This is a genomic window from Thermococcus profundus, assembly GCF_002214585.1.
Classification (GTDB): Archaea; Methanobacteriota_B; Thermococci; order Thermococcales; family Thermococcaceae; genus Thermococcus; species Thermococcus profundus.
Genome location: NZ_CP014862.1, coordinates 546401 through 561795, shown reverse-complemented (window position 1 = coordinate 561795; position 15395 = coordinate 546401). Strand labels below are relative to the sequence as shown.

General features: G+C 53.8%; 11 protein-coding genes and 2 tRNA genes. 10 read left to right on the top strand and 3 right to left on the bottom strand.

What is annotated here, in order from left to right; genetic code table 11:
- The first annotated feature begins 5 nt into the window (after window positions 1-5).
- The 8 genes from A3L09_RS03130 to A3L09_RS03095 all read left to right on the top strand — a co-directional run bounded on the left by A3L09_RS03130 (window position 6) and on the right by A3L09_RS03095 (window position 7560).
- Window positions 6-1517: an AMP phosphorylase gene (locus tag A3L09_RS03130; RefSeq protein ID WP_088858967.1), complete on the top strand. Its 1512-nt coding sequence runs from the start codon at window positions 6-8 to the stop codon at window positions 1515-1517.
- An 87-nt stretch (window positions 1518-1604) separates the two neighbouring features.
- Window positions 1605-1682: transfer RNA gene (locus A3L09_RS03125), tRNA-Ala, on the top strand.
- A 9-nt stretch (window positions 1683-1691) separates the two neighbouring features.
- Window positions 1692-1769 (top strand) — tRNA-Val (locus A3L09_RS03120).
- Window positions 1770-2379: 610 nt separating this feature from the next.
- Window positions 2380-2583 carry an archaeal histone HpkA gene (hpkA, locus tag A3L09_RS03115; RefSeq protein ID WP_088857577.1) on the top strand — a complete coding sequence of 68 codons (204 nt, stop codon included), beginning with the start codon at window positions 2380-2382 and terminating at the stop codon, window positions 2581-2583.
- Between the two features lie 86 nt (window positions 2584-2669).
- Entirely contained in the window at window positions 2670-3944 is a 1275-nt protein-coding gene (locus A3L09_RS03110; protein WP_088857576.1) for a TIGR04013 family B12-binding domain/radical SAM domain-containing protein, read from the top strand.
- Between the two features lie 62 nt (window positions 3945-4006).
- A complete protein-coding gene (locus A3L09_RS03105) occupies window positions 4007-4399 on the top strand; it encodes a toprim domain-containing protein (protein ID WP_088857575.1) in 393 nt (130 codons plus the stop codon).
- Window positions 4396-5793 carry a DNA primase DnaG gene (gene dnaG, locus A3L09_RS03100; protein WP_088857574.1) on the top strand — a complete coding sequence of 466 codons (1398 nt, stop codon included), beginning with the start codon at window positions 4396-4398 and terminating at the stop codon, window positions 5791-5793. The genes A3L09_RS03105 and dnaG overlap by 4 nt, the downstream gene beginning before the upstream one ends.
- 51 nt (window positions 5794-5844) lie before the next feature.
- Window positions 5845-7560 carry a glutamate--tRNA ligase gene (locus tag A3L09_RS03095; protein WP_088857573.1) on the top strand — a complete coding sequence of 572 codons (1716 nt, stop codon included), beginning with the start codon at window positions 5845-5847 and terminating at the stop codon, window positions 7558-7560.
- Window positions 7561-7618: 58 nt separating this feature from the next.
- On the opposite strand, the gene A3L09_RS03090 is transcribed toward A3L09_RS03095, so the two are convergent.
- The 3 genes from A3L09_RS03090 to A3L09_RS03080 form a co-directional block, all read right to left on the bottom strand.
- Window positions 7619-8902, bottom strand: a complete 1284-nt coding sequence (locus A3L09_RS03090) for a sodium-dependent transporter (RefSeq protein ID WP_088857572.1) — start codon at window positions 8900-8902, stop codon at window positions 7619-7621.
- 94 nt (window positions 8903-8996) lie between these two features.
- Window positions 8997-11489 carry a maltodextrin phosphorylase gene (gene malP, locus A3L09_RS03085; RefSeq protein ID WP_088857571.1) on the bottom strand — a complete coding sequence of 831 codons (2493 nt, stop codon included), beginning with the start codon at window positions 11487-11489 and terminating at the stop codon, window positions 8997-8999.
- A gap of 100 nt (window positions 11490-11589) precedes the next feature.
- On the bottom strand, window positions 11590-13461 hold the full coding sequence (locus tag A3L09_RS03080; RefSeq protein ID WP_088857570.1) for a phosphoenolpyruvate carboxykinase (GTP): 1872 nt from the start codon (window positions 13459-13461) through the stop codon (window positions 11590-11592).
- 175 nt (window positions 13462-13636) lie between these two features.
- Between A3L09_RS03080 and A3L09_RS03075 the strand changes: the two genes are divergently transcribed.
- Both A3L09_RS03075 and tmk read left to right on the top strand, forming a co-directional pair.
- Window positions 13637-14344: a phosphohexomutase domain-containing protein gene (locus A3L09_RS03075; protein WP_088857569.1), complete on the top strand. Its 708-nt coding sequence runs from the start codon at window positions 13637-13639 to the stop codon at window positions 14342-14344.
- An 82-nt stretch (window positions 14345-14426) separates the two neighbouring features.
- Entirely contained in the window at window positions 14427-15053 is a 627-nt protein-coding gene (tmk, locus tag A3L09_RS03070) for a dTMP kinase (RefSeq protein ID WP_088857568.1), read from the top strand.
- Window positions 15054-15395 lie beyond the last annotated feature (342 nt).

Sequence of the window (15395 nt, the reverse complement as noted above, 5' to 3'; positions counted from 1 at the left end):
ACCGCATGAGAGCCAAGGTAAAGATACTGGACATGTACAGCGGTAGGTACTCGGTCTTCATAAACGAGGAGGAGGCAAAGAAGGCGAAGCTCCACCCGGATGACCTCGTCAGGATAGAGTCCGGGAAGAAACCCATCTACGGGAGCCTCGTTATAAGCAACCTGGTAGGCCCGGGGGAGGTTGGGATAAGCAGGGACATCCTCCAGCTCCACAGCCTCTCGGAGGGGGAGGCCGTCGAAATAGCCCCGGCTGGGACCCCCGAGAGCGTCCGCTACATCAAGAAAAAGATGCACGGTGAAAAACTTAGAAAGGTCGAGATAGAGGCCATCGTGAGGGACATCGTTGACAGAAAGCTCAGGGACATCGAGATAAGCTCCTTCGTGACTGCCCTTGAGATAAACGGCCTTGATATGGACGAGATAGCTGCTTTGACCATAGCGATGGCGGAAACCGGTGACATGCTCGACATCGACAGGAAGCCGATAATGGACGTCCACAGCATAGGCGGCGTCCCGGGAAACAAGACCAACATCCTCGTCGTTCCAATAGTGGCGGCGGCTGGCCTCACTATACCCAAAACCAGCTCGAGGGCAATCACCAGCGCCGCGGGAACTGCAGATGTTGTTGAAGTTTTCACGAACGTCAGCTTCTCGCTTGAGGAAATCAAGCGCATCGTCGAAAAAGTGGGGGCGTGTATGGTCTGGGGAGGCGCCCTCAACCTCGCTCCAGCAGATGATATAACGATCAAGTCCGAGCGCGCCCTCAGCGTCGATCCGACCGGCCTCATGCTCGCCAGCATAATGTCGAAGAAGTACGCTATGGGGAGCCAGTACGTCCTCATCGACATCCCCACCGGAAAGGGGGTTAAAGTGGAGACCGTTGAACAGGCTAGGAGCCTTGCGAGGGACTTCATTGAGCTCGGAAAGAGGCTCGGCCAGTACGTTGAGGTGGCAATAACCTACGGCGGCCAGCCGATAGGGCACACCGTCGGCCCGGCACTCGAAGCCAGGGAGGCCCTCTCGGCCCTCATGACCGGCAAAGGTCCTGGAAGCCTCATAGAAAAGGCCCTCGGTCTCGCGGGGATACTCCTCGAAATGGGCGGCGTTGCCCCCGCTGGAATGGGCAAGAAGATGGCTAGGGAGATCCTTGAGAGCGGAAAGGCCTATGAAAAGATGAGGGAGATCATAGAGGAACAGGGAGGAAACCCGGACATCAAGCCGGAGGACATAGCTGTTGGAGACAAGACCTACACCTTCGTCGCTCCGACGAGTGGCTACGTAACCGGCATCGACAACAGGGCAATAACGGGGATTGCCAGAGCCGCCGGCGCTCCCGAGGACAAGGGAGCCGGTGTGGAACTCTACGTCAAAGTTGGTGAGAAGGTCAAGGAAGGGGATCCGCTCTTCACAGTCCATGCCGAGAGCGAGGCTAGGCTCGATCAGGCGATAGTATTTGCAAGGAGAACCGAGCCCATCAAGATCGAGGGCATGGTTCTTCAAAGAATAGGAAACATCTGATGCTTTCTTTTCCCTCCCTCCTTTTCCCCTCCACACCGCAAAATTTATAAACCCACCCTGATAGGTGATTACGGCGTTGGTGGGAGTGGGCCGGTAGCTCAGCCTGGTATGAGCGCCGCCTTGGCAAGGCGGAGGCCCCGGGTTCAAATCCCGGCCGGTCCACCATCCCTGGGCGGGCCCGTGGTCTAGACTGGTTATGACGCCACCCTGACAAGGTGGAGGTCCGGGGTTCGAATCCCCGCGGGCCCACCATAGAAACTTTTCTGGCGAAAAGTTTCATCAAAGAGTGAATGTTCTTTTTAAACTGCTGGGTTCCAGTGATTCTCATCACAAATTGGCAGTTTTAACGGGGTTTACTCACAGTATAACGCCCTTCGGGCGTCTATTAAAAAGCAAACTCACAGACAACAAGCCCCTAAGAATTGGAATTCACGGCGAGAAAACAAGTTTCTAAAGAAAATCCTCCCAAAAGCAACACTCTAACAAGAACCGCGAACTTTGATGAAACTTTGCTGGGCAAAGTTTCAGCACCGCTTTCTTAACCATGAAAGAAAACTCCCTGCCAGATCCGATGTTCAGAGTCGATTGCGAACTAGGGGTTCAACCCCCACATAGGTGGTGTCATACTAAAGGCGCTACAAGCTTTAAATGCCGATTGGGGCGAGCTAAAGAGAGTTCGTTACTCCACCCATTTCACGTTTTTTTAGTGGACCGTCCAGACATCCCGGTTTTTTATTGTCATCCCCCACCCACTCGGGCCGATGTTTGATAGAACCCCCCTGAACCCCCCGATCCACCGAAACCTTTATATAGTTTCTGTAGCTAAAAGGATACTGAAAATCCCTTTACGGAGGTGTGGGAAATGGCTGAGTTGCCGATTGCTCCAATCGACAGGTTGATAAGGAAGGCTGGCGCCGAGAGGGTCAGCGAGGAGGCCGCCAAGGTTCTCGCCGAGCACCTTGAGGAGTACGCTATTGAGGTCGCCAGGAAGGCCGCTGAGTTCGCCAGGCACGCTGGCAGGAAGACCGTCAAGGCCGAGGACATCAAGCTCGCCATCAGGACCTGAAGGCCCTCTGGTCCTTTTTTCATTCCTTTCCAAGTTCCCGTTCTTGTACCGTTATCGTTTTAAGCAACTTGTTTCTCCCACAAACCATGCCGGAAATAGCCGTCAGAATGACAAAGAGAAACCACAACGCTTTCGTCCATCTCCTAGGAGCCCTGGAGAGCCAGGGGTTCGATTTAAGCGAGCTTTTGATAACCAAAGACTTCCGCGAAATCCTGAACGCCAAGCCAAAAGTCGTTCTGTACTCCTTTTTCACTGAGGAGATATGGGGTTCGCTGAGGGAAGAAGTCAAACTCCTAAAAGAAACCGGAGCGCTCCTCGTTGCAGGCGGCTACCACGCGATAGCGATGCCTAGGCACACCCTCAACCAGCTCGGGTTTGATATCGCGGTTATCGGCGAGGGCGAGGAGGTTCTCTATCAGCTTCTCACGACCCTGAAGAGGACAGGCTACAGAATAACGAAGGAGCTAGTCAGCATCAGAGGACTCGCGTTCTACCTGAACGGCGAGTTCACATTTACGGGCTTTGCTAAAGTGGAGGACTTCTGGCGCTTTCCACCTTACCCAGAGAGCGTTCGCCTGATCTCTCCAATAGAGATAACCCGGGGCTGTCCCTTCGGTTGCTACTACTGTCAAACTCCATACATTAAGGGCCTCCGAATGAGGCACAGACCGATAGATCAAATCGTGAAGTACTCGCGCAGGATGAAGGACATGCGCTACATAACACCGAACGCCTTCGCCTACGGAAGCCCCGGGGCCATACTGAAGCTCAACAAGCTTGAGGCCCTTCTCAAAGCCCTCCAACCGCTGAGGAAAGAAGGCAGGAGGCTGTTCTACGGCACCTTCCCTAGCGAGGTAAGACCCGAGTTCGTCCTGCCTGAGACGCTCGAACTCTTAATAGACTACGCTGACAACAGGAGGTTGGCCATAGGTGCCCAGAGCGGCGACGATGCGATGCTGAAAGCAATGCACAGGATTCACAAGGTCGAACACGTCCAGAGGGCAGTGGAGTACATGCTGGAGTACAGCTTCGAGCCGGTCGTTGACTTCATAGTCGGCCTTCCCAACGAGACGGAGGAGAGTCAGAGGAAGAGCATCGAACTTATGAGATGGATAATGGCGAAGGGCGGAAAGGTCCGCGCCCACTACTTCATGCCCCTGCCCGGAACGCCGTGGTCGCGCTGCAAGCCCTCGCCGCTGAGTGAGAAGATGAAAAAGTTCCTGGGGAGGATGGCTGCCAAGGGGAAAATAGAGGGCTCGTGGAGCAACCAGATGGAACTCTCAAGGAAGCTCCAGAGACTCATCGAAGAGTTCTACGAGGAACCCATGGCCTACCACGGAAGGGTTAGAGAGGTCTGCTGAGTGTACTAAAAAGCACCCAATAAGCTTATAACTGCAATCGGCCGTCATTCAAGCGACGGTGCATGTACCCCGAAAACTATAAAAGGTTCCTGGAGCTTATAGATAAACTGCGAGAGTTTGAGGGGGCCATCGTAGTTGAGGGCCCGCGAGACGAGGTGGCTCTGAGGAATCTGGGGGTCAGAGCGGAGGTAATAAGGCTGTCACGCTTACCGCTCGCTGAAATAGCTCTCATCGCATCACATTACAAGAACGTCATGATCCTTACAGACTTCGACAGGAAAGGGGAAGAGCTTGCGAAAAAACTCCTTTCCTACCTTGAGGGGTATCCCTGCAGGGTGGACGCAGAGACGAGGAAGGAACTCAGAAAGATCGTCAAGAAGGACATAAAGGGTGTGGAAGACCTTTACAGCCTTTACGTCTCCGTTTCTGGCCCCCAACTGGAGGGGTTTCAATGAAGAGGAAGAAGCACGTCCTCCACCAGATTTTGTCCGAAAAGAGGAAGGCAGAAAAGGTAAGAGGTGATAACATGTCAGCCAAGGACGAGTTTGGAACGACCAAATACATAATATACGCCGAGTTTGAGGCGAACGGCGTTGTTGAAAGACCCGATGTTGTTGGCGCTATTTTTGGTCAAACCGAGGGGCTTCTCGGGGACGATCTCGACCTGAGGGAGCTCCAGAAAACTGGAAGGATTGGAAGGATAAGGGTTGAAGTTCACACAAAGGCTGGAAAAACCTACGGGACCATAACCGTTCCCTCAAGTCTAGATAGGGTTGAAACGGCCATCCTAGCGGCAGCTTTAGAAACCATCGACCGCGTTGGGCCTGCCGAGGCGCACATCAAGGTTCTCCGCATAGAGGACGTCAGGGCAACCAAGAGGAAGTACATCATAGAGAGGGCCAAGGAGATACTCGAGACCCTCATGGAGGAGGAGATCCCTGAGACCCAGGAGCTCACAGAGGAGGTCAAAAAGGCGGTAAGGGCGAAGGAGCTCATTGAGTACGGCCCGGAGAAGCTTCCAGCAGGGCCCCACGTACCGTTCTCCGACTCAATAATCGTCGTCGAGGGTAGGGCAGATGTGCTGAACCTTCTCAAGCACGGCATAAAGAACGCAATAGCAGTCGAGGGGACATCGATTCCCGAGACGATAATCAAGCTCAGCAAGGAGAGGATCGTTACCGCCTTCACCGACGGCGACCGCGGCGGAGAACTCATACTCAAAGAGTTACTCCAGGTTGCCGACGTTGATTACGTGGCGAGGGCGCCCGAAGGCAAAGAGGTCGAGGAGCTCACCAAGAAGGAGCTTGTTAAGGCCCTCAGAAGCAAGATTCCAGCGGAGCAGGTGATAACAGAGATGTTCCACAGGGGCAAGAACTTCTACGACATCCTGAAGGAGAAGGAGAAGAGCGCTCAGACCAAGGAGATCAAAGCCGTTGTTACGACATCAGGAAAAGTCCACGCAGAAGAGCAGAGGAAAGTCCCCCAGCAGAGGCAGGAAGTTGAGCACAAACCCAGGGAGAGGGAGGAAGCCAGGATCATCAGACCCATCCAGCAGCCCAAGGGCTCGGAGCTCCAGAGGTTCGAGAAGTTCATAGAGCGCGTCAAGAAGGAGGGAACCGCGGTTCTCCTTGATGAGAACATGAACGTGATTGCGGAGATACCAGTCAGGGATCTTCTCAGCACAATATCCAGCAGGGAGAACGTCTACGCGATCGTATTCAACGGCATAATAACCCAGAGGCTCATCGACATAGTCAGCGAGAACAACGTCCGCTATCTCGTTGGCGCCAGGAAAGCCAACGTCGTCAGAAGGCCCATAGACCTCAGGATCCTGACTTTTGCGGAGTGATCCTGGGCTAACTTTATAACTTCCCCCTCTCTTCTCTTTCCGGTGGTGAAAATGGAGACTGAGACCGTTATCTGGAAGTACGCGCTCATCAACGCATACCAGCACAATGGAAAGGCAAACCCCAAAGCGGTCATAGGGAAGGTTCTCGGAGAGAACCCGGAGCTGAGGCCCAAGGCCAGGGAGATAATCCCGTTGGTGAACGAGGTAGTGGAGAAGGTGAACGCCCTCTCCATCGAGGAGCAGGAGGCTAAGCTGAGGGAGATTTATCCGGAGTTCTTTGAGGAGAAGAAGGAAAAGAAGGAGGAGAAGAAAGGCCTTCCCCCGCTTCCGAAGGCAGAGAAGGGCAAGGTCGTTACGCGCTTCGCGCCCAACCCTGATGGTGCTTTCCACCTCGGGAACGCCCGCGCTGCAATACTCAGCCACGAGTACGCGAGGCTCTACGGCGGCAAGTTCATACTGCGCTTCGACGACACAGATCCCAAAGTGAAGAGGCCCGAACCGAAGTTCTATGAATGGATCAAAGAAGACCTAGACTGGCTCGGATTCAAGATCGACGAGGTGCACATAGCGAGCGACAGGCTTGAAATATACTACGACTACGCCGAGAAGCTCATAAAGATGGGCAAGGCCTACGTCTGCACCTGCCCGCCGGAAAAATTCAGGGAGCTCCGCGATAAGGGAATAGCCTGCCCCCATCGCGAGGAGCCGGTGGAGGTTCAGCTCGAACGCTGGAGGAAGATGCTGAACGGCGAGTACAAGGAAGGAGAAGCCGTCGTTAGGATTAAGACCGACCTCAAGCACCCTAACCCTGCAGTTAGGGACTGGCCCGCTTTGAGGATAATCGACAACCCGGACCACCCGCGCGTTGGCAATAAGTACCGCGTCTGGCCGCTCTACAACTTCGCATCAGCGATAGACGACCACGAGCTCGGCGTTACCCACATCTTCCGCGGCCAGGAGCACGCAGAGAACGAGACGAGGCAGCGCTACGTCTACGAGTACTTCGGCTGGGAATATCCTGTTACGGTTCACCACGGGAGGCTTTCGATAGAGGGCGTCATCCTGAGCAAGTCCAAGACGAGGAAAGGGATTCAGGAAGGAAAATACCTCGGCTGGGACGACCCGCGCCTGGGAACGATAAGGGCATTGAGAAGGCGCGGCATAAGGCCTGAGGCAATAAGGGAGCTCATCATCGAGGTTGGGTTAAAGAGGAGCGACACCACGATAAGCTGGGACAATCTAGCCGCCATAAACAGGCGCATAATCGAGCCCATAGCCAACCGCTACTTCTTCGTCGCCGACCCAATCCCGATGTACATCGAGGGAGCCAGGGAATTCACAGCGGAGATACCGCTCCACCCGGACCATCCTGAGAGAGGAACCAGAAAGCTTAAGTTCGAGCCCGGAAAGCCGGTCTACGTCTCGAAGGACGACATGGAGCTCTTCAAGCCAGGAAGCTTCGTCCGCCTTAAGGATCTCTTCAACGTTGAAATCCTTGAAGTTAGCGGGGAGAGCATAAAGGCGAGGTTCCACAGCGTTGAATACGAGGTCGCCAGGGAGAACCGCTGGAGGATGGTTCACTGGGTCACGGAAGGGAAGCCCTGTGAGGTTCTCGTTCCCGAGGGAGAGGAGCTGATCATCAGAAAGGGCCTGCTGGAGAGCGACGCTGATGTCAATGTGGACGACATCGTCCAGTTCGAGCGCTTTGGCTTCGTCAGGATCGACGAGGTTGGGGAGAAAGTCGTTGCGATTTTTGCCCACAAGTGATCTTTCTTCCCCCAATTTTTAGATTTCTCGAGAAAAGTTTCTTAAAAAAGAAAGAGGCCTACGAGCCAGGAAGAAGCCCCTCTCCAAGGAAGCCCAGGGCCGCCACAAATATTGCCAGGACTATTGAAATGTAGTAGGCACCCCCAAGTTTCGCGTCGTAGTAAGACTGGGTTATGAAGCCCAGAACGAAGAGGAGCACCGCGGTTCCGATTACCGCAAGCTGGGCAGTCTTTGGTTTCTTCGTTCCTGAAATCAAGGGGTAGGCCTCGAAGATCGCGGTTACTGCCAGGGACGTCGTGACGCCCTTCAGAAGCACGTCGGCTATTGAGGGAGGCGAATCAAAGACACCTACAACGGCAACGGCGGCCAGCAGGTACAGCGCCGCCCTGGATCTGCCCATCCGGAACGTTGATTCTATGATCTGAACGCCAACCTCAGCCGTCGGAAGCAGACTGGTAAGGCCCGCCATGAAGATAGTAAGGCCCATAACCGCTAGTAGGAAGCTGTGGTTCGAGAGTATTTTCGGAAAACTGCCCATCAGCTCGATGGCCGCCTCCTCACCGCCCCCAGCGTACTTAATAAACAGGTCCGGATCTGAAGGTGTAACTGCATAGATTACAGCAAACGTTGAGAGGATACCAAGGATCAGCTGGAGGAAGACACCGGTTCCTATGATGAGCCGGGCATTGAAGCGCTCGTTCATAAAGCTCCCCAACATGATATAGAATCCAAAGCCGAGGCCAACCCCGTAGAGCGCCCTGTCTGCCGCCGCCCGAATCATCTCTGCAGAGATGGCCTTCTTAGCAACTAGCATGTTCCATGCCAAGTTCAGGTATTCGGCATTCGAAGCGATCTGAGTCTTAAAGAGGAGGGTCAGCAGGGGCACCAGAAAGACGAGGATCAGAGCACCTATAGCCATTATGGCAAAGGTCTTATCCTTGGCACGGGTTATGATCAGCCCTACCAGAATGATCATCACGAGCTTTGCTACAAGCCTGGCTACGGTTCCAGTTCCTAGGACAGGGACCAGGATCGAGAGGGCAGTGTTGGCAGTATAGTACGAGAGGAATATCACGTTTACAGTTAGGATAGCCAGGATCATTCCGGGTTTTTGCGAGATCTTCGTGTAGAGTTCGGTGAAGTAATAGCCGGATTTCATGACGTTCTCTGCCTCGAGGATGGCCAAGTAGGTGAGCACAGCGAGGAAGGCTATGTGAACCAGTAAGCCGTTTATCCCGTACTTCAGCCACATCTGGGGAAAGAGGCCCACAGTTCCTATGCCCATTGCAAAACCCGCTACCAGGATTATCAGATAGAACGTCCACTTCCTAATTTGATCCATGCTCCACCCCCCGTTGTATCCTTCCCATAATCTTGCACTCAGAGGATTAAAAACGTTTATCCTTTTGTGGATGACAAAGACAAAGAGAGAAAGATCAGTCCAAGCCCTCCCACTTGACGAGCCCGAGCAGGAACTTGTGGGGCAATTTCTCGTGGTGTGGATGAACCCTGACGGCGTAGTGCCAGCACGGGTCGCCGAGGTGCCTCAGGGCACCGCCCTCGTAGACGTAGAGCCATTCGTCCTGTCCCAGCTCGCGGGGGTGCCTCAGCTCAACTATGTGGGGCTTCTCTATCTCGTAGCCTTCAGCCCTGACGCCGTAGTAGAGTTCAACCTTGACGTCCTCGGGCTTGAGACCGTCCAGATAGACCCTAGCCGAGAGCTTTCCTCCCTCAACCTTGACCTCCCTTATCTCAACGCTGTCCCAGGCAGATGTAACACGGTCCTTCCATGCGGCTATCTCCTTGGCTCCCCTGTATCCTTCCCTCGTCAGCCAGATGTGGTTGCTCATGGCCTTGGAGTAGAACTTGTCCATGTACTCCTTCACCATCCTGTGGGTGCTGAAGCGCGGGGCGATGCTCTTTATGCTCTCCTTCATCATGTAGATCCAGCGGGCACGGTTGTCGTAGTAGGTCGGAATAACCTCGTCCTCCAGGAGTCTGTAGAGGCTCTCTGCATCCTTGGGATCATCTCCCTCAGTCTCAGGTTCGGTGGTCTCCTCACCGATCACCCAGCCGTTCTTTCCGTTGTATCCCTCCACCCACCAGCCGTCGTAGATGCTGACGTTCAAAACCCCGTTCAGTCCGGCCTTCATTCCGCTCGTCCCGCTGGCCTCAAGGGGCCTCCTCGGGTTGTTGAGCCAAACGTCAACGCCAGCAACCATGAGCCTCGCGCTTCCCATGTCGTAGTTCTCCATGACGAATATCTTACCCCTGAACTCCGGCATCTGGGAAACCTCGTAGACCCTCCTGAGGAAGGCCTTACCCCCCTCGTCCATGGGGTGGGCCTTGCCGCCGAAGACGAGATAAACCGGCCTCTCAGGGTTGTTGACTATCTTCTTAAGCCTCTCAAGATCCGTGAACAAAAGTGTGGCCCTCTTGTAGGTGGCAAACCTCCTGGCAAAGCCTATTATAAGGGCGTTTTCATCGATCGCTGGTATCGGATCGTCTATTCCAAGCCGCCTGTTCCTCTCGATGGCCTTTCTCCGCAGGAGCTCGATGAACTGCCTCTTGGCTTCGAGGTGGGCTTCCCAGAGCTCATCGTCAGGGATCCTCTCAACCGCGTACCAGATACCCTCAATGTTCGTGTGCTCACGCCAGACCTTGCCAATATAGCGATCGAAAAGCTTCCTCATGCTGTTGTGGACCCAAGTCATTGTGTGAACGCCGTTGGTTATCCCCTCGATCGGGATCTCGTTGAGGGGAACCCCGGGCCAGAGGTCTTTCCACATTCCCTTGCTTACCTCTGCGTGGAGCTGGCTCACGCCGTTGACGTAGCTTGATGTTCTGATGGCGAGAAGGGTCATGTTGATCTGGTCACCCTCGCGGCCGAGCTCCAGGAGATCATCCCTACCCGCGAGGAATCCCGAGAGCCTCTTCCTGACCTCTTCAATCGGGAACCTGTCGTGACCGGCGGGAACGGGAGTGTGGGTGGTGAATATGGTAGTGCCCCTCACGATGCTCAGGGCTTCCGTAAAGCTCAGGCCCTTCTCCATGTACCAGGCTATCCTCTGGAGGTTGGCAAAGGCGGGGTGGCCCTCGTTGAGATGGACCACACCGGGCTCAATTCCTATGGCCCTAAGAAGCCTCATGCCACCGATGCCCAGGAGTATCTCCTGCTTTATCCTCTTGTCTGTCTCGGCGTTGTAGAGGTAGTCGCAGATTGTTCTGTCGTCTGGACTGTTTTCAGGGACATCAGTGTCGAGAAGGTAGAGCTTGATCCGCCCGACGTTCACCTCAAAGGCCCGGGCGTGGACTATCCTATCCTCAATTGGAACCTCGATTAAGAGGGGCTTCCCGTCTTTTCCAACGACGGGCTTTATGGGCATTTCCTCCGGACGGTACTCTGGGAATATCTCCCTTTGGCCGCCCTTTTCATCGATTTCCTGACGGAAGTAGCCGTGTTTGTAGAGCAGGCCAACGGCTATAAACGGCAGTCCAAGGTCGCTCGCAGTTTTAACATGGTCGCCGGCCAGGATGCCCAGACCGCCAGAGTAAATCGGGAGGCTCTTGCTTATTCCGTACTCCATGCAGAGGTACACTATCGGCTTGTCCCACTTGGGATAGTTCGTCGAGAACCACGTCGAGCGGGGGTTCATGTAAGCTGTGAACTGATCCATAACAAGCTCGTAGAGGTTCATAAAGTCGTCGTCCCTAACCAGCTCGCTGAAGCGCTCTCTGGGAGTATCAAGGAGAAGTTTAACAGGGTTTTTGTATTCGCGCCAGTGCTCGGGATCAATGTACTCCCAGAGTTTAGTAGCGCGCCTGTTCCAGCTCCACCAGTAGTTGTACGCCAGATCAACCAGATCCTCAAGGGGATACGGCAGTTTCTTTCTTATTGAATCCTCAACAGTGTGCGAAACGTCCGCCATGGCAACCACCTGTATATCATTGTCAGTGATACCAAATGGAACCAAGGCTTAAAAAGTCTTGCCGCTCGGCAGATGACGAAAGTGAAGAAAAAAGAAGACTTCACACCCCTTCAAGGGCGAATGGACTTATGTAGTCGCCGTACTTCTCCCTAGCTTCGAGGAGCCTCCTCCTCTCCTCCTCGAGAATCTGGAAGAGCTCCTCAGGCACGTTGTCGAGCTTCCTGTATATCCCCTCGATGCGGTCTATCTTCGCCAGAAGCTCAGGAACCCTTATCTTGAACTGCATCTCGTAGTCCTCCCTCGTGTACTCCTTGTTGAGGACCTCCCTGAAGAGCCTGGCCAGGTCTTCGTACTTCGGGATGTAACCGATGGGCGTCTCTATCGCATCGACGTCGCCGTGAACCCTAAGCTCCATCCATTTGAGCCAGACGCCCTTGTCCAGCTTGTGGTTGAGCCACTTCCCGTTTTCGCGGAGGAAGTAGTTAACGGCAAAAATCTTCGGCGTTTTCTTAACGCGCTTCTCGAAGTCGAGGTAGTTCCTTATGTAGTCTCCGAGGTGAACGCTCATGAAGTCGAGGATGGCCATCGGGTTGAAGGCTCTAACACCCTCCTTTCCGAGGGTTGCCGCGGTGGTCTCGCTCTCTAAGGCGGCACCCATTGTTATTACGCCGTGCCTCCAGTTGAACGCTTCTCTAACAGGAGGCCACGTGTCCGCGTCCCTGCCGCCGAATATCATTCCTCCAACCTCAACGCCGCACGGGCTCTCAAGGGCCTCCAAATCCGCGTTGGGGAAGTGCTCGAGCGAGACGGTGAAGCGCGCGTTCTTGTGGCTCGGAGGTATCTCGTTGCCCTCGGCGTCTTTCTTGCCCTTCCACCACTTTCCGCTGTGGTTCTCACCTTCATCCGGAATAGGAACGCCCATATCGTTCCAGTAGGGCTTTCCATCCTTGACGAGGACGTTTGAGAAGATTATCTCGACGGGGGAGTGAAGAATCTCCCAGATTATCGGATCGTCCTCCGGGTTGACGCCCTGGATGATTCCAAAGACTCCCTTCTCAACGTTCGCTCCCCTGGCCACGCCGTTGACCGGCAGGATAAAGGTTAGATCGTCACCTACTATGTTCTCCCAGCTTATCATGGCGGTTGATGTCTTTCCGCACATGCTCGGATAGGCGCCGGTGAAGTAGGTCTTCCTGCCGTGCGGGCCGTTCACGCGCATCAAGAACATGTGTTCGCTCAGCCAGCCCTCATTGACGGCCCTGGCGATGGTGAGGCGGAAGGCGGGCTTCTTCAAGCCGATCGTGTTGCCGCCGTACTGGGTGTTGACGGAGTAAACCGTTTCATCTTCAAGATCGATGTACACCCTCCTCTTGTCGAGGTTCTTGCTCGTCTTCCTCTCGTCGAGCTCGCCCTCGCTGTGGACGAAGCGGAAGAACCTTGCACTCCTGCCCAGTCTCTTGAACTCCTCGTAGCCCTTCCTATAGAGGATGAACTCGGAGTGGGCAACGTAAGCCGAATCTGTGAGCTGGACGGCTGGGATCGTGAATATCGAGTTCCTGGGCCCGAGAACGAAGAAACACACAAAGAGTTCCTTCCCTTTCATTATGCCCTTCATCAGCTCGCGTATTTCCTTAAGGCCCTCCTCCCGGTCCTTGGTGTTGAGATAGGGAAGGGGCTTTCCGCCCGGAGTGAGGATGGCGGTGTTTGCCTTGTCCCTGGCCTGGTCGTAGTAGTTGTCGTAGTGGACGGTGTGGTTGGGCATCTCGAGCATCTTTTCCTCGCCGTAGTACAGGGCCTTCCATTTGACGTAGGCCTCATCCTCCGGGCTGTCTGTGCAGACGAAAACCCTATCGGGCTCAAGCCACTCAATCCACTCCGCCAAAAAAGCGTGAAGTTCCGGATTGTCTATGGACTTTATCTTCTCAAACTGCTCTCCATCGAGGAGCTTCTCAAGTCTTTCAAGGGGCTCCATGGTATCGCCTCCGGGGATCATTGGGAGAGTGTATTAAATAGTTTGTCGGTGATGGTGAGTACTCCGTAGGATATTTAAGGACATTGAACCACAAAGTTTATCATGGGCATCGCCTTTGTATTAAGGAAAACCTTGAAAAAGGATAACACTCATGGTGATACACGGGGGTGAATGTATGGAACTGTACCACTCAGAGAAGTTCAACCCGGAGGAACTCGCCCTTCTGGGCAGGGCCATAGGAACCATCGCCCACGGAACAACAATAGTCGGTAGGGACGGAAGGGCTCTTTCCAGGTATGGGAAGAGGGCCATGGTGGTTGGAATAGTGAGCACCGGATCAACGATAATGGACGTCAGGTTAATCCCTCTTATAGCCCTCAAGGATTTCGCCCACAAGAAGGGCCTGCCACTTGCCTACGTCTACTATTACGGTGGAGTGAGGGTTGAAGTAAGCGGCCTGGACGTGGACGAGATAAAAACCGTACTTGAGGGCAGGAGCTTCATAGACGCCCATCCAAGCGACATTGGAGCGACCGTTTACTATCCCAACGCCCTGGATGATTTCATGAACGATCTTCTGAAGAAGTACCGCCTCAAGCTTGAGAAGAGGGTACTCGTCGATGCAATGAACACGCCCGCGGTTCTCTTCTTCCCGAGGCTCTCGGAGGCTTTCGGCATGGAAGTTGAGATCATAAACGACATGATGACCAGCTACCTTCCTCCCAAGCCGAAGGAGGTGTTTCTCCACAAGCTGAAGAAGGAAAACTACGACTTCGGCCTGCGCTTTAGGCCGGATGGCGTTGTTGAGCTCCACATTGATGGAGAAGAAACCGAGTTCGGGAGCATGTGGAGCCTAGCGGACTACCTCAAGAAGAACATTTGATTTTCGCGATGGAATTTTTATCCGGGGCAAAGCGTTAAAAGGCCCCTTTCCCACCCCATTCCATCACCGGAGGTGAAGAGCAGTGGGCATTTTTGTGGTCATGGAAGGCATCGATGGCGCCGGTAAGTCAACACAGGCTAAAATGCTGGCGGAATGGTTCAATACGAGGGGGTACGAGGTAATCCTCACGAAGGAGCCGACAGATACGGCCTTTGGAAAGCTCATCAGGAGGCTCGTTCTGACGGGTGGAAGGGAGGGCATAATCGACGGTGCCAGGATAAGCCATGAAGCCGAGGCACTTCTCTTCGCCGCCGACAGGGCTGAACACGTTCACAAGCTTATAAAACCCGCCCTAGATGCTGGGAAAGTTGTGATCTCAGACAGGTATTTCTACTCATCGCTCGCATATCAGTGGGCCAGGGGACTCGACCTCGAGTGGCTTATAGACCTCAACAGGTTTGCAATCAGGCCGGACCTCGTTATACTCCTGGATCTGCCGGTTAAGGAGAGCATGAAGCGCATAAACGGCAGGAGCATAAAGACGGAGTTCGATAAAATAGTGGAGCTTCAGAAGAAGGTGCGCGAGAACTACCTCAAGCTCGCCGAGATGTTCCCGGAGATGAGAATAGTCAACGCCCAGAACAGCATCGAAGACATCCACAAAGACATAGTTGGGCTCATAGAGCAGGAGATATTCGGGGAAAAGTGAAAACTGACCGTTTTTATTTTCTCTATGGGAGCAAACACTGTTAGAAAGGCGAGTAACGCGCGAACTCCTCTCAAATTTACATTTTCAGAAAGCACGCTCTTTTTCCGCCATCCGTTAAGGATGCTTGAACGAGTGAAAGCGACGCTGAAACTTTGAAAGCAAAGTTTCATAAAAGTTGGTGGTTCCTCTTGTAAGCTGTTGGGAAGATGTTTTCTCTTTGGTACTGGCGTTTCTGGTGTGAATTCTACTTTTATTTGCTTGTCAGCTGTGAGTTTGTTTTATAATCGACGCCCGAAGGGCGTTAAGGTGGGAAAACTCATTTCTAATTGAGCGATACTTACG